15 protein-coding genes and 3 pseudogenes are annotated in these 23,396 nt (G+C 74.4%); 7 read left to right on the top strand and 11 right to left on the bottom strand.

The genetic code is table 11. From position 1 onward, the window contains the following. Positions 1–2: 2 nt before the first annotated feature. The 3 genes and pseudogenes from IE271_RS14150 to IE271_RS14140 all read right to left on the bottom strand — a co-directional run. Positions 3–1,923, bottom strand: a pseudogene (locus IE271_RS14150) (DUF2264 domain-containing protein). Further along, positions 1,920–2,951 (bottom strand): hydroxyacid dehydrogenase, encoded by a 1,032-nt coding sequence (locus IE271_RS14145; protein WP_190190632.1) that lies wholly within the window; start codon positions 2,949–2,951, stop codon positions 1,920–1,922. Before IE271_RS14145 ends, IE271_RS14150 begins: the two are co-directional and overlap by 4 nt. An 88-nt stretch (positions 2,952–3,039) precedes the next feature. After that, positions 3,040–3,192, bottom strand: a pseudogene (locus IE271_RS14140) (carbohydrate ABC transporter permease); the annotation flags it as partial. 252 nt (positions 3,193–3,444) lie between these two features. Here IE271_RS14140 and IE271_RS14135 point away from each other — a divergent pair. Next, a complete protein-coding gene (locus tag IE271_RS14135; RefSeq protein ID WP_190190631.1) occupies positions 3,445–5,349 on the top strand; it encodes an AMP-dependent synthetase/ligase in 1,905 nt (634 codons plus the stop codon). A 59-nt stretch (positions 5,350–5,408) separates the two neighbouring features. Here the strand turns inward: IE271_RS14135 and IE271_RS14130 are convergent, their stop codons facing one another. Then, positions 5,409–6,614, bottom strand: a complete 1,206-nt coding sequence (locus tag IE271_RS14130) for a phospholipase D-like domain-containing protein (RefSeq protein ID WP_190190630.1) — start codon at positions 6,612–6,614, stop codon at positions 5,409–5,411. 350 nt (positions 6,615–6,964) lie between these two features. Between IE271_RS14130 and IE271_RS14125 the strand changes: the two genes are divergently transcribed. Continuing rightward, positions 6,965–8,335: an NAD(P)/FAD-dependent oxidoreductase gene (locus IE271_RS14125; protein WP_190190629.1), complete on the top strand. Its 1,371-nt coding sequence runs from the start codon at positions 6,965–6,967 to the stop codon at positions 8,333–8,335. On the opposite strand, the pseudogene IE271_RS14120 reads toward IE271_RS14125, so the two are convergent. Both IE271_RS14120 and IE271_RS14115 read right to left on the bottom strand, forming a co-directional pair. After that, positions 8,332–9,197, bottom strand: a pseudogene (locus IE271_RS14120) (oxygenase MpaB family protein). The gene IE271_RS14125 and the pseudogene IE271_RS14120 sit on opposite strands and share 4 nt — an antisense overlap. Before the next feature lie 80 nt (positions 9,198–9,277). Further along, positions 9,278–10,183, bottom strand: a complete 906-nt coding sequence (locus tag IE271_RS14115) for a helix-turn-helix domain-containing protein (protein WP_229919323.1) — start codon at positions 10,181–10,183, stop codon at positions 9,278–9,280. Positions 10,184–10,315: 132 nt separating this feature from the next. Here IE271_RS14115 and IE271_RS14110 point away from each other — a divergent pair, with 132 nt between their 5' ends. Then, positions 10,316–11,140, top strand: a complete 825-nt coding sequence (locus tag IE271_RS14110; RefSeq protein ID WP_190190628.1) for an SDR family oxidoreductase — start codon at positions 10,316–10,318, stop codon at positions 11,138–11,140. A 52-nt stretch (positions 11,141–11,192) separates the two neighbouring features. Here the strand turns inward: IE271_RS14110 and IE271_RS14105 are convergent, their stop codons facing one another. From IE271_RS14105 to IE271_RS14090, 4 genes are read right to left on the bottom strand one after another with little or no spacing between them, the layout of a single operon-like run. Then, positions 11,193–13,628, bottom strand: a complete 2,436-nt coding sequence (locus IE271_RS14105; RefSeq protein WP_190190627.1) for a beta-xylosidase/alpha-l-arabinosidase — start codon at positions 13,626–13,628, stop codon at positions 11,193–11,195. Then, complete coding sequence (locus IE271_RS14100) at positions 13,625–14,443, bottom strand: carbohydrate ABC transporter permease (RefSeq protein WP_190190626.1); 819 nt, start codon at positions 14,441–14,443, stop codon at positions 13,625–13,627. The genes IE271_RS14105 and IE271_RS14100 overlap by 4 nt, the downstream gene beginning before the upstream one ends. Position 14,444: 1 nt before the next feature. Continuing rightward, complete coding sequence (locus tag IE271_RS14095; protein ID WP_190190625.1) at positions 14,445–15,395, bottom strand: carbohydrate ABC transporter permease; 951 nt, start codon at positions 15,393–15,395, stop codon at positions 14,445–14,447. 7 nt (positions 15,396–15,402) lie between these two features. Then, a complete protein-coding gene (locus tag IE271_RS14090; RefSeq protein ID WP_190190624.1) occupies positions 15,403–16,707 on the bottom strand; it encodes an ABC transporter substrate-binding protein in 1,305 nt (434 codons plus the stop codon). Between the two features lie 143 nt (positions 16,708–16,850). Between IE271_RS14090 and IE271_RS14085 the strand changes: the two genes are divergently transcribed. Continuing rightward, positions 16,851–17,882, top strand: a complete 1,032-nt coding sequence (locus IE271_RS14085; RefSeq protein ID WP_190190623.1) for a LacI family DNA-binding transcriptional regulator — start codon at positions 16,851–16,853, stop codon at positions 17,880–17,882. 519 nt (positions 17,883–18,401) lie between these two features. On the opposite strand, the gene IE271_RS14080 is transcribed toward IE271_RS14085, so the two are convergent. Continuing rightward, positions 18,402–18,683, bottom strand: a complete 282-nt coding sequence (locus IE271_RS14080; protein ID WP_190190622.1) for a hypothetical protein — start codon at positions 18,681–18,683, stop codon at positions 18,402–18,404. A gap of 378 nt (positions 18,684–19,061) precedes the next feature. Between IE271_RS14080 and IE271_RS14075 the strand changes: the two genes are divergently transcribed. The 3 genes from IE271_RS14075 (at position 19,062) to IE271_RS14065 (ending at position 23,338) form a co-directional block, all read left to right on the top strand. Next, a complete protein-coding gene (locus IE271_RS14075; protein WP_190190733.1) occupies positions 19,062–21,302 on the top strand; it encodes an FUSC family protein in 2,241 nt (746 codons plus the stop codon). Positions 21,303–21,428: 126 nt separating this feature from the next. After that, a complete protein-coding gene (locus IE271_RS14070) occupies positions 21,429–21,878 on the top strand; it encodes a MarR family winged helix-turn-helix transcriptional regulator (RefSeq protein ID WP_190190621.1) in 450 nt (149 codons plus the stop codon). Continuing rightward, entirely contained in the window at positions 21,875–23,338 is a 1,464-nt protein-coding gene (locus tag IE271_RS14065; protein ID WP_229919322.1) for an MFS transporter, read from the top strand. Before IE271_RS14070 ends, IE271_RS14065 begins: the two co-directional genes overlap by 4 nt. The last annotated feature ends 58 nt before the right edge of the window (positions 23,339–23,396 follow it).

Below are 23,396 nucleotides of genomic sequence, written 5' to 3'. Positions count from 1 at the left end.
GGTCAGCGGGCGGCCGCGCCGTCCGCCGCGTCGCCCGCCGTGTGCTCCACGGCGCAGGGTCCGAACACGACGCGGGTGCGCGCCCCGTCCTCCGCCCAGCGGACCTCGACCGACGCGCCGTCCACCGACGCCCCGGACACCGCCTCCGCCGCCGGGACCGGGGCGTCCTCGGCGGTGAGCACGGCCAGGGCGACGTGCACCGAGGTGCCGCCGGCCGCGCCGGTGAGCCGGGGGACGCGGGCCCAGCGGGCGTAGGCGGTGCCGGCCGGCGCGGGCACGGCCTCCGCCTCGCCGTCGAAGCCGTACAGCGGGTGCAGGACGGAGGCGAGCGGCTCCCCGGGGCCGGTGGCCCAGCCCGTGAGGGAGACCCGGGCCCCGGCGGGCGCGCCGGTCACGCGGTGGACCCGCAGTTCGTGGCGGCCGCGGACCACCGTGACGCTCTCCACACGCAGCCCCGGCACCATCGGCGGGCCCGCCGTGAACACCGGCAGGTGCCGGGAGGCGGCCCAGCCCCAGCCGTCGCCGTGCCCCGCGCCGAGCGGGTGGATCCGGCGGCGTACGCTGCCCCGGCCCGCGACCTCCACCGACAGGTGGTTGTCGGCGATGTGCCGGGGGCCGTGGGGCCGGTGCGCGTCGAGTACGCCTGCCGCCCGTAGTGCGGGTCCTCGTCGCACGCCGCCTCGGCCTCGTGCGGCCGGACGTGGTCGCTGCCGTGGTTGTGCAGGCGTACGAGGCCGTCGGCGCGGGTCGACTGCACCAGCAGGCCGGGCGCCGGCAGGGCCAGCACCCGGTCGGCCTCCTCGACCGGGGCCGGCTCTTCGGGGGCGGTCCACAGCGGGTGGTCCGCGGGGGCCAGCAGCGACACGAACGCCTTCGACGCCCAGTACGGGGAGGCCGGCCCCGAGTAGGTCTGGAGGGTCGCCCCGTGCGGGCCGTGCCAGCCGAGGCTCAGCAGTCCGTCCTCGGTCAGCGCGCCCCGGTCGAGGAAGTACCGCAGGCAGCCGCTGCCCAGCCGCCGGGAGGCGCCGGGGGCCAGCGGGGTGTGGCCGGTGACGGCGCCGAGGCCGACGGCGGCCGTCGCGGCGAAGCGGTAGGTCAGCGAGCGCCCGAGGTGGACCGGCGCGCCGTCCGCGCCGAACAGCAGCGAGAAGCCCTCCAGGTGCTCGCGCAGCCGGGCCCGTAGCGGGCCGACAGGTCCGCGTCGCCGGCGAGGTGGGCGTCGAGCACCGGGTACAGGTGCAGCGCCCAGCCGTTGCAGTGGTCGAAGGCCCGGCCGTCGCCGTCGGCGTACCAGCCGCCGCCGCGGTACCAGCCCTCCAGCAGGTCCAGGGCGCGCTCGCGGGCCCGGGCCGTCTCCTCGTCGCCGCGCCCCACGGACTCCAGGAACCCGGCGACCGTGTACGGGAACAGGTACCAGTTGTTGGGTGCGGGCGTGTGGCGCAGCGCGCCGCGCAGCCACCCCTCCGCGCGGTCCCGCACGCCGTCGTCGAGCCGGTCCCACAGCCAGGGCGCCGTCAGCCGCAGGCCGAGGGCGACCGAGGCGGACTCCACCATCGGCTGGCCCTGCACGTCGTGGTCCAGGACCAGCGGCCAGGACTCGGCGTCGTCGCGGCCCGGGGTGCGGGTGCCGGCGGCCAGGCCGCGGGCATAGCGGCCGAGCCAGTCGTGCGGGTCGGCGCCGCCGGCCCCGGCGATACGGAAGGCCGCCGCGAGGAACGTGCGCGCGTACCCTTCGAGTCCGTCGGAGCGCACGCCCGACCGGGAAGGGCGTCCGGGCAGGTGGAGGAGGGCGCCGCCCGGGGTGCCGTAGCGCCACGCGGCCGTGAGCAGCCCGTCCGCCACGGCCTCCCAGTGGGCGCGCGTCAGACCGGTGCGGGGGCTCGTCCCCCGGTCCTCCGGAGGCAGTTCGAACGGGATGTTCACGCCAGGAACGCCAGCCTTTCGCGTCGTACGGGATGGGCGAAGCCGTCGCCCGCGGCCCAGCGCCGCACCTCGCCGACGGCCAGGTCGGCCAGGCGGCGCCACTCGTTGCCCTGGGAGCCGGCGAGGTGCGGGGTGATGAGCACGTCGTCGCAGTCCCACAACGGGTGGTCCGGCGGCAGGACCTCGGGGTCGGTGACGTCGAGGACGGCCCGCACGCGGCCCGCCAGGACGGCCTCGGTGAGGGCGTCCTGATCGAGGACGGCGCCCCGGGAGGTGTTGATGAGGACGGCGCCGGGGCGCAGGGCGCCGATCTGGGCCCGGCCGACCAGGCCGCGGGTCTCGGGCAGCAGCGGGGTGTGGACGCTGACCGTGTCGGAGCGGGCGAAGAGCTCGTCGAGGGGGACGGGGGTGACGCCGAGCCCGGCGGCCTCGGCGTCGGTGACGTACGGGTCGTGCAGCAGGACGCGCAGGTCGTGGGGGCGCAGCAGCTCGATGACGCGGCGCCCGACCAGGGACGCGGACAGGATGCCCACCGTACGGCCGTAGTTGCCCAGGCCGGGGGTGGCGCGCAGCCACGCGTCGCGGGCGCGGGCGGCCCGGTGGGCGCGGGCCCGCTCCAGGACCCGCTTGCCGGTGAGCAGGATCATCGCGACGGTGTACTCGGCGACCGGGAGGGCGTTGGCGGAGGCGGCGGAGGACACCTCGATGCCGCGCTCCCAGCAGGCCTCGGTGACGTGGCCGCGGACGCTGCCCGCGGTGTGCGCCACGGCCCGCAGCCGGGGCGCCGCCGCCAGCGCCGCCGCGTCCAGGGGCGGGCAGCCCCAGCCGGTGACGAGGAGGTCGACACCGGCCAGGACCTCCCGGGCGCGCGGGGTGGTGAAGTCGTCGAGGACGGGGAGCGGGGCGAGGTCGCAGACCTCGGCCAGGGCGGCGCGGGAGGCGGGGCCGAGGACGGCGTCGGCGGCGTCCGCCGACATGGCGAGCGCGGCGCGGGGGCGGAAGCCGGGGCCCGGCGGGGAGGCGGTCATACGGCGGTGGGGACTCCGTTCTCGGTCGGTGCGCGGCGCTCGGCGCGCCGGGGTTCCGGACGGGGGCCGAACGCGGTTCGGGACGGGGCTACTTGACGGCTCCCGCGGTCAGGCCGCCGCGCCAGAAGCGCTGCAGCAGGACGAAGGCGAGGACGAGCGGGAGGACGGCGAGCAGCGATCCCATGATGACCACCGGGTAGTACTCCGGCGAGACCGTGGCCGAGCTGTTCCACTGGTACAGCTCCGGCACCGACTCCGGGACCGGCCCCTGCACCGACCCCGGAACCGGGTCCCGCCCCCTCGCCCCGGGCGCCGTGCGCGCGTCCTCCCGTACGCGCGAACCGCCGTGCCCGCCTGCGGATATCGGTCCCGCCCCCACTTGCCGGTTTCACGCCACGACGGTGCGTGGCGTCGGCTAGATTTCATGAGCCCTCGCCCCAGGCCCTGTCGCACAGGGGCATGAACCACGTCGAGGAGAATCCCGGAGCGGCGCATGAAGCGGTTCGACCCACCACCCCTGCCCGCACCGGCGATGCAGGGCGGTCTCGCGGACAGTCTCTTCGAGACGGCGAGCCGCACCCCGGACCTGGCGCAGATCGCCCGCCGCCCCGACGCCGCCTCCCCGGGACCGTGGACGGAGGTGAGCGCGGCCGCACTGCTCGACGAGGTGGTCGGCCTCGCCCGGGGCCTGGTCGCCTGCGGCATCTCCCCCGGCCACCGCGTCGCCGTCATGGCGCGCACCCGCTACGAGTGGACCGTGTTCGCGTACGCGCTGTGGTCCGTGGGCGCCGAGGTCGTGCCGATCCACCCGTCCTCCTCGCACGAGCAGGTCGCGTGGATCCTCTCGGACGCCGCGTGCGTCGGCGTGGTCGTCGAGGACGAGCAGGCCGTCATGACGGTGGGTTCCGTGTGCGCCTCGCTGCCGTCGCTGCGCCACGTCTGGCAGCTGGACTCCGGAGCGCTGAAGGACCTCGTCGAGCAGGGCCGTTCGGTGCCCGTCACCACCGTCGAGTCGCTGCGCCGGATCGTGCTGCCCGACTCGACCGCCGTGATCGCCTACACCTCGGGGACGTCGGGCCGGCCCCGGGGCTGCGCGCTGTCCCACCGGAGCCTGGCCGGCCCCTGCGACACGCTCCTCGCGGGCTGGCGGCACACGGTGGCGCCGGCCGGCGAACAGCCCGCGATCCTCGCCTTCCTGCCCTTCTCCCACGTGTACGGGCTGATGGTCCAGGGCCTGTGCCTGCGCGGCGGCCTGCTGATGGCCCACGAGCCCGAGCTGCGCCAGGAGGCGATCGCCGCCTCGCTGCTGTCCTTCCGCCCGACCTTCCTCTACGCGGTCCCCTCCGTCCTGGAGAAGCTCTACAAGAATTTCCTGCGCGCGGCCCAGCAGGCGGGGCGCGGCGCCCTGTTCGAGCGGGCGGCCCGGACGGCGCGGGACTTCGCCGAGGCCACCGAGCGGCAGCGGCTCGGCCGCGGCCCGGGGCCCGGCCTCGACCTGCGCCTCCAGCACGCCCTGCACGAGCGGACCGTGTACCGCAGGCTGCGCGCCGCGCTCGGCGGGCGGGTCTGCGGCGCGGTGTCGGGCGGCTCGCCCCTGAACCGGCGGCTCGCCCTCTTCTACTCGGGCATCGGCATCCCCGTCCACGACGGGTACGGGCTGACGGAGACGGGCGGCGGCATCACGGCCCAGCCGGTGGGCCGCGAGAAGTACGGGACGGTCGGGCGCCCGCTGCCGGGCACGGAGGTCCGGGTGGCCGAGGACGGCGAGATCCTGGTGCAGGGGCCGTCGGTGTTCCAGGGGTACGTCAACGACGACGCCGGCACCCGGCAGGTCCTGCGGGACGGCTGGCTGGCCACCGGCGACCTCGGCGGCCTCGACACCGAGGGGTACCTGACGATCACCGGCCGCAAGAAGGACGTGATCATCACCAGCAGCGGCAAGAGCGTGGCCCCCGCGCCCCTGGAGGAGCGGCTGCGCATGCACCCGCTCGTCGAGCAGGCCGTGGTCGTCGGCGACAACCGGCCCTGCGTGGGCGCGCTGATCACCCTCGACCCGGAGTTCCTCGCGCACTGGCGCGCCAACCTGCCCGCCGGCGAACGCGGACCCGACCACCAGGAGCGGCAGGAGGCCGCCCTGCGCGAGGAGATCACCCGCGCCGTCGCCACGGCCAACAGCACCGTCTCGCGCGCCGAGTCCATCCGGGTCTTCCGGGTGCTGCAGGAGCCCTTCGACCTCGCCAACGGCACGCTGACGCCGTCGATGAAGCTGCGCCGCGACGCCATCGCGGAGCGGTACGCCGCGGAGATCGAGGCGATGTACCAGTCGTCCGCGCGCTCCCGCCCCCGCCTCCAGGAGGACCCGCTGAGCTGGGACGAGATGGACGACGTCTTCCGCTGAGCCGCCGCCCGGCGGTACCGGCCGGCGACGGTACCGCCGGGCGGACGGCGCCGCCGGCCCTACAGGAACCGGCGGATCGGCCGCACCGACGTCTCCTTCAGCCGCTGCGTCAGCGGCCGGCGGCGCCACCGGGCGGGGTCCACGGCCTCGCCCAGCCGCCGGTCCTCGTCGAAGTGGCGGTCCAGGACGGCGGCGAAGTCCTCGTCGAGGACCGCCAGCATGACCTCCTCGTCGTGCTCCAGCGAGCGCCGGTTGAAGTTGGTGGAGCCGATGAGCGCGGCGATGCCGTCCACCGTAATGATCTTGGTGTGCAGCATGGTCGGCTGGTACTGGCGGATCTCCACGCCGGCGTCGAGCAGCGCGGCGTAGTGGTGCTGTCCGGCCAGCCGGCAGGCCCGCTGGTCGGTGTACGGGCCGGGCAGCAGGATCTCCACCTCGACGCCCCGGCGCGCGGTCGCCGCCAGCAGGTCGACGAAGTACTGGTCCGGCGCGAAGTACGCGGTGGACAGGCGGAAGCGCTCCTCGGCCGAGGTCAGCACGGTCCGGATCAGGGTCTGCATGTCCTGCCAGCCGAAGCTCGCCGACCCGCGCACGACCTGGACGGTGGCGTTGCCCGGCTGCTCGTGCGGGGTGAACCGGTCGCGGTCGTCGTACAGGTCGTCGTGGCACTCGGCCCAGTTCTGGGCGAAGGCCGCGGCGATGCCGTCGACGGCCGGTCCGCGCACCCGTACGTGCGTGTCGCGCCACTCGCGCGGGTTGCGGGCGTCGCCGCACCACTCCTCGGCGATGCCGACGCCGCCGGTGAAGGCGGTGTGCTCGTCGACGATCAGCGCCTTGCGGTGGCAGCGGTGGTTCTGCTTCAGCGGCGACAGCCGGACCGGCTTGCGGAACCAGGCGACCTGCACGCCCGCCTCGTCCATGGCCTCCAGGAGGTCCGGTTCGATCTCCTTGGCCCCGAAGCCGTCGAGCAGCAGCCGTACGCGCAGTCCGGCGCGGGCCCGGTCGGCGAGGGTGCGCGCGAAGTCCCGTGCGATGTCGCCGCGCCAGTACACGAACGTCATCATGTCGATGGTGTGCTCGGCGGACCGGATCGCCTCCAGCATGGCGGGGAAGATCTCGTCGCCGTTGCGCAGCGGCAGCAGTTCGTTGCCCTCGGTCGCGGCGATGCCGAGCAGCCGCTCCAGGCGTCTCCTCAACCGCTGCTTGCGGGCTTCGGCGTCCGGCTCCGCCCGCTCCCGCAGCGGTACGGTCTCCTGCTGGGTCATCCCCTGTCTCTCCTCACGCCCCGTCGCGCCGCGCACCGCGCCGCCACCCCCTGGGCCCCGTCGTCACATCCCCTTGCGCCCCGCGGGACGGGCGGGCCCGCGCAGGACGAATGCGTCGTACACCTGAATCCTCTGCCCCGGCGGCGGACATTCGAACAAAGAACGAGAAAGCGCTGGTGGGAGGGGTGACGGCGGCACCGGGACTCACCCGATCGCCCGACTCCGGTGGCGGACCGGAGCGGACCGCGATGGGATCGATCGGGATCAAGTACGTGCGAAGCCGCGATCCAGGGGCAGGCGAAACGGCGACGCCGCAGACTCGCCCGACCCTCGGAAGGGGATGGAACAGCATGGCACGACCGAAGATCCTGGTGGTGGGCGCGGGCTTCGCCGGAGTGGAGTGCATGCGCCGGCTGGAACGCAGGCTCGGCCCGGCCGAGGCCGAACTGACCCTGGTCACGCCGTTCTCGTACCAGTTGTACCTGCCACTGCTGCCCCACGTGGCCGCCGGCGTGCTCACCCCGCAGTCGGTCGCCGTCTCGCTGCGCCGCAGCCAGCGCTACCGCACGCGCATCATCCCGGGGGGAGCGATCGGCGTGGACCTGAAGTCCAAGGTCTGCGTCATCCGCGACATCACCGACAAGATCATCAACGAGCGCTTCGACCACATCGTGCTGACGCCCGGCAGCATCACCCGGACCTTCGACATCCCGGGCCTGGCGGAGCACGCGCGCGGCATGAAGACGCTGGCCGAGGCCGCGTACATCCGCGACCACGTCATCTCGCAGCTCGACCTGGCGGACGCCAGCCAGGACGAGGCCGAGCGCCGCTCGCGGCTGCAGTTCATCGTGGTCGGCGGCGGCTACGCGGGCACCGAGACCGCCGCCTACCTGCAGACGCTGACGTGCAACGCCGTCAAGCGCTACCCCCGCCTGGACCCCTCGCTCATCAAGTGGCACCTCATCGACATCGCCCCGAAGCTCATGCCCGAGCTGGGCGAGCGGCTGGGCAGGAACGCCCAGGAGCTGCTGGAGCGGCGCGGTATCGAGATCTCCCTCGGCGTCTCCGTCGCCCGGGCGGACGACGAGGAGGTCACCCTCACCGACGGCCGGGTGCTGCCCACCCGCACCCTCATCTGGACCGCGGGCGTGGCCGCCAGCCCGCTCATCGGGACGCTGGGCGCGGAGACGGCCAAGGGCCGGCTCGTGGTCACCCCCGAGATGAACGTGCCCGGTCACGAGGGCGTCTTCGCGCTCGGCGACGCCGCCGCCGTACCGGACCTGGCCAAGGGCGAGGACGGCGCGATCTGCCCGCCCACCGCCCAGCACGCCATGCGCCAGGGCAAGGCGGTCGCCGACAACGTGATCGCCCAGCTGCGCGGGCAGCCGATGCAGCCGTACGTGCACAAGGACCTGGGCCTCGTCGTGGACCTGGGCGGCAGCGACGCCGTCTCCCGGCCGCTCGGCGTCGAACTGCGCGGTCTGCCCGCCCAGGTGGTGGCCCGCGGCTACCACTGGTCGGCGCTGCGCACCGGCGTCGCCAAGACCCGCGTGCTGACGAACTGGGCCCTCAACGCCGTCGCCGGCGACGACTTCGTGCGCACCGGCTTCCTCTCCCGCAGGCCCGCCACGCTGCGGGACTTCGAGTACACCAACGCCTACCTCACGCCGGAGGAGCTGGCCGAGCACGTGGCCAAGGCGACGGCGGCGCAGGTGGGTTAGGAGCCGGCGGAAGCGGGCCGCGCCGCGGCCGTCGCCCAGCGGATGGTCCTGGTCACGGCGTGTCCCGCCAGGGGGACGGCCAGGTCCTCCACCAGCGGGAGGCGGGGCAGCCGCAGCGGGCCGCGCGCCCAGGGCGGCAGGGACGCCACCGCCGCCGCGGTCAGCGCGGCGTACGGCGGGCGGGCGGCGAGCGGCAGCGGCGGGCGGTACAGGATGAAGCGCGCCGTGGCCAGCGCCTCGGGTGTGGCCCGCAGTTCGGGCCGGTAGGCGGCGAGGCGCTCGGCCCGGTCGCGCGGCGGATCGGTGACGCCCAGCGCGGCGGCCACCCGCGCGGTGTCCTCCAGGTACCCGTCGCAGCCGGCCGCGTCCAGGGGCCGGGCGCCGTAGCGCTGGTGGGCGCGCAGGAAGCTGTCCACCTCGGCCGCGTGCACCCAGCCGAGCAGATGCGGATCGGCGGCGTGGTACGGCTCGCCCTCCCGCGTCGTGCCGCGGACGCGCTCGTGAATGGCGCGGACCCGCTCCACGGCGTGCCGCGCGTCGTCGGCCGTGCCGAAGGTGGTCACCGCCAGGAACGTACTGGTGCGCTGGAGCCGGCCCCACGGGTCGCCGCGGAAGCCGGAGTGCGCGGCCACGGCCGCCATCGCCAGCGGGTGCAGCGACTGCAGCAGCAGGGCGCGCACGCCCCCGACGAACATCGGGAGTCCCCGTGCACGGTGCGTACGGGCCGCTCGGGACCGAACCAGCGGGGCCCGGGGGTGCCGTGGATCCGCGCCCGCTTCTCCCCGCCGTCGGGCCCGGCCACCCGCCGGAGGATCGTCTCGCCGAGCCGCTCCCGCAGACCCGCTCCGGACACCGCGCGCATCCACTGATCCCTACCTCGATTGTCCGGCATGTCCGGGCGGACGCCCGCTCTCCGGGAGGGGACGGCCCCGGGGCCCGGCGCTACCCGGCGGTGCCCCGCCGTCGTGCGGACGCGGTGTCCGCGGGCCGGGAGTCCGCGCCGCCGTCCGGCCGGGGCGCCGCCGTCAGGCTCCCGAGCAGGGCGAGGGCCTGCGCGGACGGGCTGCCCGGTGCGGCCCGGTAGACGACGAGCTGCTGGTCCGGGGCCTCGTTCACGGTCAGCGTCTCGTACTCCAGGGACAGGTCGCCGACGAGCGGGTGGCGGAAGAGCTTGGTCCCGCCGGTCTTGCCGCGGATGTCGTGGCGGGCCCACAGCCGCCGGAACGTCTCGCTCTTCAACGACAGCTCGCCGACCACCTCGACAAGGCGCGGGTCGTCGGGGTCGGTCCCGGCCGACGCGCGCAGCGCGCCCACCGTACTGGCCGCGATCCGGTCCCACTCCGGGTAGAACGCGCGGGCGTCCGGGTCGAGGAAGACCAGCCGCACGAGGTCGTCGCTGTGGGTGTGGCCGTCGAACAGGGCCCGGCCCAGGTCGTTGTGGGCCAGCACGTTCAGGCAGCGCCCCAGGACGACGGCCGGTGTGTCCGGCCAGGCCTCCATCATGCGCAGCAGGCCCGTGCCGACCCGCTCGCGGCGCGCGGCGGCCCGGCGCCGGCGCGGTGCCGGGCCCGCCAGCCGGTGCAGGTGCGCCGCCGCCTCCGCGTCGAGGTCGAGGGCCCGGGCGAGCGCCTCGACGACCTGCGCGGAGGGGTTCCGCTCACGGCCCTGCTCCAGGCGTACGTAGTAGTCGGTGCTCACGCCCGCGAGCAGCGCCACCTCCTCGCGCCGCAGGCCGGGCACCCGGCGCCGGACACCGGGGGCGAGCCCCTGGTCCTCCGGGCGCACGAGCCGGCGGCGGGCCTGCAGGAACTCCCCGATCGGGTTGCCGCTGTCCTTACCCATGCTCATGCCCATGCCTACGAGCCTAGGCCGGGCGGGGGCCCTGCGGGCCTCCCAGGGTGGCCGTGCCACTCCTACGATGCGCGCTCCCCGGTGGGACGCTGCCTGGAGGGTCGCCCGCACCGGCCCGACGGTGGTGGCATGACTTCTTCGACCGCATCGAACACTTCCACCGTCTCCGCCGCTCCCGCCCCCGCCGCCGTCACCGCCGGTGGGCCGCTCGCCGGGCGCGTCGCCGTCGTCACCGGTGCCACCAGCGGCATCGGTGCCGCCACCGCCCGCCGGCTGGCCCTCGGCGGCGCCTCGGTCGCCCTGCTCGGCCGCCGCGAGGACCGGCTGCGGGAGCTGGCCGGCGAGCTGCGCCCGGCCGGCGCGGGCGAGGTCCTGCCGGTCGCCGCGGACCTCGCGGACCCCGGCGCGATCGCCGCGGCAGCGGCGTCCGTGCGCGCCGCGCTCGGCCGGGTCGACCTCGTCGTGGCCAACGCCGGCGTCATGCTGGGCGCGCCCTTCGAGACCGCCGACACCGCCGAGTGGGACCGCATGCTCGACGTCAACCTGCGCGGGCTGCTGCACACGGGCCGCGTCTTCGCCGACGACCTGCTCGCGGCGGCGCGCAGCGGCCCGGCCGACCTCGTGCACGTCGGCTCCGTCGCCGGACACAGCCTCTACCCCGACTGGTCGGTCTACTCGGCCACCAAGGCGGCCGTGGCCCACCTGACCCGCAACCTGCGTGCCGAGCTGGGCCCGCGCGACGTGCGGGTGCACAACGTCGAGCCCGGCGTCACCGTCACCGAGCTGGGCGCGGACATGCGGGACGCGGACATGCGCACGGCCCTGGACCGGATGCGCACCGACCTGCGGCCGCTGTCCGCCGACGACATCGCGCAGGCGATCGCCTTCTCGGTGGCGGCACCGGCCCACGTGAACATCGCCGACCTGGTCGTCGTCCCGGTCCAGCAGGGCTGACGCCGGCCGCGCGCACGAAGGCGGGGGCGGCCCGGACGGGCCGCCCCCGACCTCACGCGCCGGTCCCCTCCACCGGCGCGAACCGGGCGTGCAGGCGCCGGGTGTGGTCCACGTACCGGGGCTCGCCGGTCAGGGTCACCGTCGCCGTCAGGCGCGGGTCGGCGCTGGACGCGGCGAGGCGCAGCTCCAGGGCGCCCGGCTCGACGACCCGGCGCCCGTCGCGGCCGGTGAAGGAGGCGACGTCCGCGGGCACCGTCACCGACAGCCGGCGCTCCTCGCCCGCCGCGAGCGGCACCCGCGCGTACCCGACGAGCCGCTGCACCGGCTGCACGACCGAGGCGACGGGGTCGTGCAGGTAGAGCTGCACGGTCTCGACGCCGTCCCGGTCCCCGGTGTTGCGCACCGAGAAGGAGAGGGCGAACTCCCCGTCCGTACCGGCCTCGCCGCGGTCGACGGCCAGGCCGCTCCAGGCGAACGACGTGTACGACAGGCCGTGCCCGAACGGGAAGGCCGCGGTCGGGTCGATGCTGGAGACGTCGCTGGCCTGGCCGAGCCGGGCGGCCAGGTAGGTGGACGGCTGCGCGTCCGGGGTGCGCGGCACGCCGACCGGCAGCCGCCCCGAGGGGTTCGCCCGGCCGCTGAGGACACCCGCGAGGGCCGTGGTGCCCTCCTCGCCGGGGAAGAAGGACTGCACGAGCGCGGCGGCCTCCTCCGCGGCGCGGCCCAGGGCGTAGGGGCGCCCGGCCAGCAGGACGGCGACCACCGGGACGCCGGTGTCCAGCAGGGCGTCGAGCAGCGGCTGCTGGACGCCGGGCAGGGCGAGGGAGCCGGCGTCGCAGCCCTCGCCGCTGGTGCCGCGGCCGAAGAGGCCGGCCCGGTCGCCGAGCGCCGCGATCACCACGTCGGCGTCCCGCGCGAGGTCCACGGCCTCGGCGAAGCCGGAGGTGTCGGTGCCGTCGACCTCGGCGCCCCGCGCCACGACGACCTCCGCGTCCGGGAACTCCCGCTCCAGCGCCTCGCGCAGCGTCGGCAGGCCGATCCCGTCAGGCGTGTCCGGGTGCCGCTCCCCGACGTGGCGCGGGAAGGAGTAGCAGCCCAGGACGGCCGTGGGCTCCTCGGCGTTGGGGCCGACCAGGGCGATGCGGCGCGGCCGGCGCAGGGGCAGGGTGCCGTCGTTGCGCAGCAGGACGACCGCCTGCTCGGCGACCTCGCGGGCGAGGGCGCGGTTGGCCTCGGAGTCCAGGTCGACCGTGCCGCGCACGGACTCGGGGTCGTGCACGGGGGCGTCGGCCAGGGCGGGCGGCAGGGGGTTCCAGTCGGCGTCGAGCAGGCCGAGCTGCGCCTTCTGGGCCAGGACCCGGCGCAGCGCGCGGTCGATCAGGGCCTCGGGGACACGGCCGGCGGCGATCGCCTCGCGCAGCGGCTCGCCGAACGTCTTGACCGTGGGCAGCTCCACGTCGACGCCGGCCTCCAGGGCGGCGGCGGCCGCCTCGGCCCAGTCCCCCGCCACGCCGTGCAGGGTGTGCAGGAAGGCGATGCCGAAGTAGTCGGCCACCACGGTGCCCTCGAAGCCCCAGGTGTCGCGCAGCAGTCCGGTCAGCAGCTCGTGGTCGGCCGCCGAGGGCACGCCGTCGGTGTCGGTGTAGGCGTGCATCACCGAGCGGACGCCGCTCTCGCGCACCGCCATCTCGAAGGGCGGCAGCAGCACGTCGGCCCGCTCGCGCGGCCCCATGCCGACGGGGGCGAGGTTGCGTCCGGCACGGGAGGCGGAGTAGCCGGCGAAGTGCTTGAGGGTGGCGACGATCCCGGCGGACTCCAGCCCCTGGACGTAGGCGGTGGCGACGGTCCCGACGAGGTACGGGTCCTCGCCGATCGTCTCCTCCACGCGGCCCCACCGGGCGTCCCGCACGACGTCCAGGACGGGCGCGAGGCCCTGGTGGACGCCGACGGAACGCATGTCGCGGCCGATGGCGGCGGCCATGCGGCGGACCAGGTCCGGGTCGAAGGTGGCGCCCCAGGACAGGGGCACGGGGTAGGCGGTGGCGCCCCAGGCGGCGAAGCCGGCCAGGCACTCCTCGTGGGCGAGGGCCGGGATGCCGAACCGGTTGGCGGCGGCGATCCGCTGCTGGGTGCGCATCAGGGAGAGCGCGCCGACGGCCGGGTCCACGGGGGCCGTGCCGAAGGGGCGGGTGAGCTGCCCGAGTCCGGCCGGCAGGAGGGCGTCGAGGTCGACGGCGTCCTCCATCTCGTGCTGGTGCGGGGCCACTTCGCCGCCCTCGTCGGAGGCGCCGACCCAGACGCCGAAGAGCTGGGCGATCTTCTCCTCGACGGTCATGGCGGCGATCAGGGCGGAGACCCGGGTGGCGACGTCCTGGGCGGGGTCGTTCCAGACGGGGACGCCGGAGGCTGCCGGGGCCTCGGGCTCCGTGGAGGTCACGGGGGTCGCGGGGGTCTCGGGGTTCGCTTCAACTGCCACGTTGGCGGTCACTTTCCTCCGACGCCCATCAGGCCCTGGACCAGGGCGCGACGGGCGAACAGGTAGACGAGCAGGACGGGCACCATGGACAGCACGACCGCGGCGAGCAGCGCCGGGATGTCGATGCCGTGCTCGGTCTGGAAGTCGTACAGACCGAGGGTGATGAGCTTGGTGTCGTCCGACTGGGTCAGGACGAGGGGGAACAGGAAGCCGTTCCATGCCTGGAGCGCGGAGAACACCACGATCGTGGAGAGCCCGCCCTTGGACAGCGGCAGCACCAGCTGGAAGAACATCCGGCGCGGTGTGGCGCCGTCCATGGCCATGGCCTCGAACAGCTCCGGGTTGATGTCGCGCATCGCGCCGCTGAGGATCAGCGCCGAGATCGGCAGGCAGAAGGCGGCCGTGGGCAGGATGACACCGACGAGGTTGTCGTACAGGCCCGCCTGGCTGATCAGGTAGAACATCGGGACGATCACGGCCTGGGCCGGGATCGCCAGGCCGAGCAGGAACAGCCGGAAGACTCCGGAGGTGACCCGGCTGCGGCTGCGCACGATGGCGTACGCCAGGGGCGGCACCAGCAGCAGCACGATGCCGACCACGCAGACGGTGACGACGATCGTGTTGACGAAGTACTGCCCGAAGCCGCCCGAGAACGCTCCGGTGTAGTTGTCGAAGGTGATCTCGCGCGGGAAGGCCAGTGGGCCGCCGCGCGCGTACTCCGAGCGGGACTTCAGCGTCGCGGTGAGCATGACGTACAGCGGCAGCCCGACCAGGAGGAGCCAGAGGAGCGAGCCGGCGCCGGCCGGGTAGTTGGGGCGTCGTCTCATGTCACAGGCCTTCCATGGAGCTGCGCATCTTGTCGTAGCCCGAGAGGCGCACCATGATCAGCGAGATGATCGTCGCGGCGACGACGAGGACGAGCGCGATGGCCGAGCCCGCGCCGAAGTCGAAGCCCTTGAATGCCTTCTGGTACATGTAGTAGGCGCTGATCGTGGTGTCCGTGCCGGGGCCGCCCTGCGTCAGGATCAGGACGGTCTCGAAGGTGGTGAGGCCGCCCACGACCATCAGGATCGTCGAGGTGATGATCGCGTTGCGCAGCTGCGGCAGGGTGATGTGGAAGAACTGCCGGTAGCGTCCGGCGCCGTCGATCTCCGCCGCCTGGTAGAGCACGTTCGGGATCGCGCGGGCCGCGCCCTGGTAGATGAGCGTGTGGAACGGTGTGAACTGCCAGGTGCTCACGAAGGCGAGCACACCGATCGCGGTCGCCTGCTTGCCGAAGAGGTTGCCGTCCCCGAAGAGCCAGGTCAGCTCGGCAGGCACACCGAAGTTGGGGTCCAGCAGCGCCCGCCACAGGACGGACACGGCGGTGGACGACAGCAGCAGCGGGACGAAGTAGATCGCCGAGAGCACCGCGCGGTTGCGCTGGTACCCGGCGGCCCACACGCCGAGCAGGATGCTCAGCGGCGTCTGGATCGCCACGCCGAGCGCGGTGAGCAGCAGGCTGAGCCAGATGCTCTTGATCATGACGGGGTCGCCGAAGATCCGGCTCCAGTTGTCGAGGCCGACGAACTCGGGCGAGCCGAGCCCGCCCCAGCGGGTGAACGACAGCACCGCAACCATGATCAGCGGGGCGATCGCGAAGAGGGCGAAGAACACCGTGGCGGGGAGCGCCCAGCCGAAGCCCGGGCGCCCCACCCCGGTGCCGTGCGCGGTGGCGTGCGCACGGTCCTTCCCGGTGGCCGCGGCGGGTGGCGCGGCCGTCGTGGTCTGTGTGGTCATGGTGCGCTCAGGAGGTCGGCAGGGCCTGCATGGCCTTGATGAAGCCGTCCGCGTCGCTCTGTCCGTTGAGGAACTGCTGGACGGCCTGGTAGATCGGCGTCATGGCGGCCGGCGGGTACGCCTGGTCCCAGGAGAGCTGGAAGGAGGGCGCCTTCTTCACCAGGTCGAACTGGTAGCGCGAGTACTCCGGGTTGGCCGAGGTGTCCAGGAACTTCTCGGTGTTCGTCGTGGTGGGCAGGTTGCCGATGGACATCTGCTTCTTCACGAAGCTGTCGGAGTACATGAGCTTGAGGAAGTCGGCGACGGCCTCGGGGTGCTGCGTCTTCTTCAGCACCGAGTAGAAGTTGTTGGTGTTGCCGACCAGGTTGCCCGGGTCGCCCTTGCCGCCCTCGACGGTGGGGAAGGCGGTGTAGCCGAGGTCCTTCTCGACGAACTCCTTGTCGGCGTCCTGCTGCGTGGAGTAGTACCAGGAGCCCATCAGCTCGAAGCCGGCCTTGTCGCCCGCGACGAGGGCGGGCGAGCCGCCGTTGGTGAACTTCACCGAGTCGAAGCTGTCGCCGAACGCCCCGGCGTCGACGAGTTCCTTCAGCATGCCCAGCGCCTTCTTGCTGTCGGCGCTCTCCCAGGCGGACTTGTCGCCGTCGAGGGCCTTCTGGAACAGCTCGGGCCCGGCGACGCGGTCGTAGAGGTACTCGAACCACATCATGGACGTCCACATGTCGCCGCCGCCGAGCGCGATCGGGGTGACGCCCTTCGCCTTGAGGGCCTTCACCGCGTCGAGCAGCTCGTTCCAGGTCTTCGGCGGCTCCACCCCGGCCTCGTCGAGGACCTTCTTGTTGTGGAACAGCAGGACCGGCTGCGTGCCGCGCATCGGGACGCCGTACGGCTTGTCGTCGACGACCGCCGTGTTGAACACCGAGGGCAGGAACTCCGACTTGAGCTGCGGGTCGTCCTTGATGAAGTCGTCGAGCGGCATCAGCAGGTCGGCCTCGACGAACGGCTTGATGCTGCCGCCGCCCCAGTTGAAGAAGACGTCGGGGGCCTGCGGGGTGCTGATGATGGTCTGCAGCTTCTGCTGGTAGTCGGCGCCCGGGATGGTGTCCAGGACCGCCTTCACCTTCGAGGTCTTGTTGAACTCGGCGACGAGCTGCTGCTCGACCTTGTTGGTGGCGTCGCCGTAGACCAGGACGTGGATCTTGCCGTCGTCCGAGGACCCGCCGCCGCTTCCGCCGCCGCAGGCCGCCAGGGTCAGCGTCAGGGCGAGCGCCACCCCTGCGGCCGGTATGCGGGTCCTGCGCACACGTGTCGTCATTGTCTGCCCTCTCGAAAGTTTCGGCTTCCTTGCCGAAAGTCGCTGCCGACCCGGACAGTAGGGGGCGTTCTGTCAAAGGGTCAACGGGCGTGCATGTGCGCGACCAAACCGTTACAGGCCATCCGTGTCCTATCCTTCGCACCATGCGCGAAGACGACGATACGGCGGGCCGGGTGACGCTGGCCGAGGTGGCCACGCAAGCCGGTGTCTCCCTCTCGACTGTTTCGAAAGTCCTCAACGGACGCTCGGACGTCTCCCCGCCGACCCGCGCCAAGGTCGAGGGCCTGCTGGAGACCCACGGCTACCGCCGCCGCGCCCAGGGCGCCCCCCAGGCCCCGCTCGTGGAGCTGGTCTTCCACGAGCTGGAGAGCGTCTGGGCGATGGAGCTGATCCGCGGCGTCGAGAACGTCGCGAAGGAGCACGGGGCCGCCGTGGTCCTCACCGAGAGCGGCACCCGGCACGCGCCCGGCGCGGACTGGGTGGAGGGCGTGCTGCGGCGCCGCCCGCTCGGCGTGGTGCTCGTCTTCTCCACCCTGCCGGACAAGGTGAAGAAGCAACTCAGGTCGCGCGCCATACCGTTCGTCATCATCGACCCGGCCGGCGACCCCGAACCGGACGTGCCCTCCGTGGGTTCGGCCAACTGGGCGGGCGGGATGGCCGCCACGCGCCATCTGATCGAGTGCGGGCACGAACGCATCGCGATCATCACCGGGCCCGAGGACATGATGTGCTCGCTGGCCCGGCTCGACGGCTTCCGCTCCGCCATGGCGACCTCCGGCCTCGAGGTCGACCCGCGCCTGGTCCGCTACGGCGACTTCCACGTCCAGGGCGGCTTCGCGCACGCCATGGAACTGCTCGACGGGCCCGACCGGCCCACCGCGATCTTCGCGGGCAGCGACCTGCAGGCGCTCGGCGTCCTGGAGGCCGCCCGCCTCAAGGGACTGAGCGTGCCGCGCGACCTGTCGGTGGTCGGCTACGACGACGTGCCGCCCGCCCAGTGGTCGAGCCCCGCCCTGACGACCGTACGCCAGCCGCTGCGGCAGATGGCCGAGGAGGCGGTGCGCATGCTGCTGCGGCCGGACGGCCGGGGCCGCTCCTCCCTGCGCATGGAACTGGCCACGCATCTGGTCGTACGGCAGAGCACGGCACCGCCCGCGAAGCACCGGAAGGCGTGAACCGGCGGCGCGGGGAGGGCGGCACCGGGAGGACGGGTCCGGTGGCGGCAGCGGAGGACAGGAGCCCGGCGACGCCGGAGGAACGGGGCCCGAGCGGCGCCGGCGGACGGACCCGGCAGCGCCGGGCGGGCGGTCCGGGCGACCGAGCGACCCGGGCGTTCCGGAGGGCACGGGCCGGGCGGTTCTCGAAAGTTTCGCGGGACCCCGGGTCACCGCTTCCGGCGGGCCCTGCCGGCCTGCCCCGCGGCCCCGGCGCGGTCCCACGCCGCCGGCATCGCAGCCGTACGACATCTGCCGTGCCGCGTCCGGTCCGGTCCGGTCACCGCCTCGATCGACCTGCGGTCCTCCTCCACCCGGCGGGGCAGCCCCGGTCGCTTCCCTCCTGGACGCTGCCCAAGGAGGACGCCCCGAGGACCGGCCCGGTCTCCCCGGACACGGCCGGGGCCACCGCGCTCCTCGACTGCGTGCGCGTCCACCGCCGGTAGCGCCGGACGAGGCCCGCCGGGCGGACGGACCGTCTCAGGCCGTGCGCCCGGCGGACCGCGCGTCCGGCGTCTCGTAGAGGTCGCCGACGCGGCCGAGTTCGGCCGCGACGATGCGGCCCGCGTGCCGCACGACCGCCTCGTCCCGGGCGGTGCGGGCCGCCAGGTCGGCGTGGTGGCGCGCGCTGCCCGGGTAGACGTGCGGGTCGTGGTGGCCCCGGCGGGCGCGGTGTCTGCGCCACAGGCAGTGGGCGCCGCCGGCGATCCCCGAGGCGGACACGACGACGGGGTAGGCGAGCGCCAGCAGGATCTCGGTCATGGAGGGCCTCCGGTCCCTGATGCTTACGAGGAGTGCTCCCGACCTTCATCGGCTGCCCCACGGGGCCGACTTGACCTGAAGCGTCACTTCGGGCGGCGGGCTGCACATCCGTGCGGCCCGCCGCCCGCTTCCCGTTCCCGGGGCGCCGCTCGTGTCCCGTCCCCCGGCCGTCCCGTGGACGTACCGCCGGTTGTGCCGCGGATCGTGCCATGCTGGAGAAACGGACCATGATCGAGAAGGGGAGCGTGCAGCGGCGTGACGACAGGCACACGGCCGGACCGGGCGGGGATCCGGGAGCGGATCGTGACCGTGGTCCGGGACCGGGTGAGAGGGGTCTGGGACCGGTTCGCGGCGTCGGACCCCGGGCTGCTGCGGCTGATGGCCGGAGTACGCGTCGTGGGCTCCATCGTGCTGGTCCTGCTGATGCTGTCCCTGCTGGGCGCCGACGTGCCCCACATGGTGATCGGCGCCATGGGCGCGATGGTCGCCACCTTCTCGATCCGGGAGAAGGAGCGGCGCGCCCAGGCCGTCACGCTCGCCCTCGGCCTGCCGACGGCGCTGGCCTCGGTGTCGCTGGCGGCGCTGCTGAACGAGCACGTGGTCGCCGGTGACCTGTTCTTCCTCGCGCTGATCTTCGTGGCGGTCTACAGCCGCCGGTTCGGCGACCGGGGGACCTCGCTGGGCCTGATCGGCTTCCAGGTCTACTTCGCCTCGCTGTTCGTCCAGGCGGCCCCCGCCGCCCTGCCGGGTCTGTGCGGGACGCTGGCGCTGGCGTTCGCGTGCAGCGCGGTGACCCGCTTCGTGCTCGTGCCGGACACGCCCGAGCGGGTGCTGCTGCGGCTGCGGGAGGCGTTCAGGGCGCGGCTCGCGCAGCTGGTGGCGGCGCAGATCGAGCTGCTGGACGCCGACAACGACTCCCTGGACAAGGCCCTCGACGACATCCGGCGCCACACCGCCCGGCTGCACGAGAGCGCCATGATGATCCAGGGCCGCCTGGAGGAGGGCACCCGCGACGGCGCCACGGCCGCGATGCTCCAGCGCCGCATCGCCGAGGCCGAGATCGCCGCCGAACGGCTCACCCTGCTCCTGCTGAACGCGCGCAGCGCCGAGCGCGCCGACACCCTCACCCTGCACCTGCCGAACGCGCCGCTGCCCGCGCCCGGCGACCGGCTGCGCCCCCGCGACACCACCACGGAGAGGCTGCGCCGCGACCTCAGCTCGCTGCGGCTGCTCGTGGAGCGCCCCCTCGGGCGGAGCCGGGGCAGCGCGCTGGCCCATCTGCGCAACCGGCTGCTCGGCTACCGCGAGGAGGAGAACCTGCCGCAGGCCTCGTCGGCCGTGCAGGACGTCTTCCGCGGCATCGGCGAGGCCGGGCGCGCCGTCCTGGGGCTGCGGATCGCGCTCGACGGGCCGCAGGACGAGTCGGACGACACCCCGGCGACCGCCCGCTCCCGCGAGGAGATCGAGGCCGAGGACGCCTCCATCGCCGCCGGGGAGGAGAGCGAGAAGGAGCCCGGCGACGCCACCGGGCTGCGGCGGCCCACCACGCGCGCCGCGCTCCAGGTGTCGGTGGGCTCGGCGCTGGCCATCGTGGGCGGCGAGTTCCTGTCCAGCCAGCGCTGGTACTGGGCGGTGCTGACCTGCTGGGTCGTCTTCATCAACACCTCCTCGACCGGCGAGATCCTGGTCAAGGGCTACCGCCGGCTGATCGGGACGGTGGTCGGCGTCGTGGCCGGTGTCGTCCTGGCCGGGCTGGTGGGCCACCACACCTGGACGGCGTTCGCGCTCATCCTGCTGTTCGTCTTCGCGATGTTCTACACCGCCCCCCTGTCGTACGCCCTGATGTCCTTCTTCGTGACGGCGATGCTGGGGCTGCTCTACACGCTGCTGCACACCTACAGCGCCTCGGTGCTGATCCTGCGCATCGAGGAGACGGCGCTCGGCGCCGTCTGCGGGATCATCGCCGCGGCCCTGGTCCTGCCGGTGCACACCGACCGCCGCACCGACGAACTGCTCGCCACGGTCCTGGAGCGGCTCGGCGACGTCACCTCGGCCGCGGTCGACCTGCTCAGCGGCGGGCCGCCGGCCGACCTGCTGGACAGGGCGCGCGACCTGGACACCGCGCTGGAGGACCTGCGCGCCTCCACCCAGCCGCTGACCCACCCGATCACCCCGCTGCGGGCGCGCCGGCAGACGGCCCGGTACGTGGTCGCGCTGCTGGAGACCTGCGCGTACCACGCGCGGGCCCTGGCCGCGACGGCCGAGCTGCTGCCCGACAGCCGGTCGGTGGTGGCCGACCCGCGGCTGAAGGCGGCGGGCCGGCGCATCTGCCACAACATCGGGGTCCTCAGCGCCCACGTGCTGGAGCAGTCCGCGGGCGGCGCGCCGGGGAAGTCCGCCGGCAGTGCGCCCGAGCGGACCGCCGACAGCACGCTGGAGACCGGTCCGAGCATCGCGTCCCTGCTGGAGACGGGCGGCCCGCACGCGTCGTCGGGCAGCATCACCCGCCGCGTGCTGCGCCATCTGCAGCGCCTCGACGAGGGCGTCATGGGGCTGGCCCGGCCGCTGGGCGCGCCGGTGCCGGAGCCGGAGGGCGGGGCCAGGGCACAGCGCCGCTGAGGCCGCCGGTTCCCGCCGGCACGGGTCCCGCCCCGGCGCGTCCGGATCTTCAAGACTGTCCAAAAAGACAGCCAAGACTGTGCACCTGGAACTGAACAGCCCGGGCTGAAGGTCTACGGTGGCGCCGTGGACGAGGAGAAGGACGACGTCGCCGGGCTGGCGGCCCGCGCGGCGCACGACACCCGTGTGACCTTCGGCCGGCTGCGCCGGCGGCTGCTGGAGGTGGCCGTGGCCGGCGACCTCACCCCGTCCCAGGCGTCCGTCCTGGCCCGGCTGGGCAAGAGCGGCCCCGCGTCGACCAGCGACCTGGCGGCGGCCGAGCGGGTGCGCCCGCAGTCCGCGGCCAAGACCGTCGCGGCGCTGGAGGCCGCCGGGCTCGTCGAGCGCCACCCCGACCCCTCCGACGGGCGGCGGCAGCTGGTCACCCTGACCGAGCGGGGCCTCGAACGCCACCGGGGCGAGCGCAGGGCCCGCCAGGAGTGGCTGGCCGGCGCGCTGCGGGAGCGCTGCGACGAGGCGCAGCTGCGGGCCGTCGTCGAGGTGATGGCACTGCTGGACGACGTGGCGGGGATATGACGAGGGCGGCACAGCGGCTCGGCGCCCCGCGGCGCGCGGACCGGGCGGCCGGCTTCGACCGCAGGCTGCTCGCCCCGATGGTCCTGGGCTCGATCCTGAACCCCGTCAACTCCTCGATGCTGGCGGTGGCGCTGATCCCGATCGGCCGGGCCTTCGACGCGCCGCCCTCGCGCACGGCGTGGCTGGTGACCGGGCTGTACCTGGCCACGGCGGTGGGCCAGCCCGTGATCGGCCGGCTGGTCGACCTGTTCGGCCCGCGCCGCCTGTACCTGCTGGGCACGTCCCTGGTCGGCGCCGCCGGGCTCCTCGGCACCCTGGCCCCGGACCTGGGCACGCTGATCCTCTCCCGGGTCCTGCTCGGCTTCGGCACGTCGGCGGCGTACCCGGCGTCGATGTTCCTGCTGCGCGCGGAGTCCGAGCGCACGGGCCTGAAAAGCCCGAGCGGCGTGCTGGCCGTCCTGTCCGTCAGCAATCAGGTCGTCTCGGTGATCGGCCCGCCCCTGGGCGGGCTCCTCGTCGGCGCGGGCGGCTGGCACCTGATCTTCGCGGTCAACGTGCCGCTCTCCCTGGCCTGCCTCGTCCTCGGCACCCTGCGGCTGCCGCGCTCCGCGACCCGGGTGCGGGAGGCGGACGGACGGCGGGAGGAGAGCGGGCGGCGGGTGGACGTGCCGGGCATGGTCCTGTTCGCGGCCACGCTCACCGCGTTCATGCTCTTCCTGATGGACCCGCGGGCCTCCCGCTGGTACCTGCCGCTCGTCGCGGCGGTGGCGGGCGCGGGCTTCGCCGTACGGGAGGTGCGCACGCCCGGGCCCTTCGTCGACCTGCGGGTGCTCGCCGGCAACGCGCCGCTGCTGGCGACCTACGCGCGCCAGCTCCTCGCCTACGTCACCTCGTACGCGTTCCTGTACGGCTTCACGCAGTGGGTGGAGGAGGGCCGCGGCCTGAGCGCCTCGCAGGCGGGTCTGGTGATGCTGCCGCTGTCGGCGGCCGCGATCGCCGTCACGGCGGTCACCGGCCGGCGCGCCCGGGTGCGGGGCAAGCTCGTGGTCGGCGGCCTGGTGCAGATCGCCGCCTGCGCCGCCCTGCTGCTGGCGGACTCCTCCAGTCCCGTCCTGCTGCTGGCCGCCGTCGGGGCGGTGGCGGGCGCGCCCCAGGGGCTCAACGGGCTTGCCAACCAGAACGCCCTCCACGCCCAGGCCGATCCCGCCCGGATGGGCTCCTCGGCCGGGCTGCTGCGCACCTGCACCTACCTCGGCGCGCTGGTCGCGTCCGCCGCCGACGCCGCCTCCTTCGGGGACGGTGCGACCACCGCCGGCCTGCACCACCTCGCGGGGTTCCTGCTGGTCGTCGCGGTCCTCTTCCTCGCCGTCACCCTCGCGGACCCCTCACTGCGCCGCATCGGCCGGACGGCGGCGGGCGGCGGCCCGTCCGCCCCGCCGCGCGAGCGGGCCGGGTCCTGAACCGCGGACCGTCCCCTCACCGGTCCGCCCCCGTACCACTCCCCCTCACCCCATCCCC

Origin of the sequence: Streptomyces minutiscleroticus (assembly GCF_014650875.1) — a bacterium.
GTDB classification, from domain to species: Bacteria; Actinomycetota; Actinomycetes; order Streptomycetales; family Streptomycetaceae; genus Streptomyces; species Streptomyces minutiscleroticus.
This window is presented reverse-complemented; position numbering and strand designations above follow the sequence as displayed.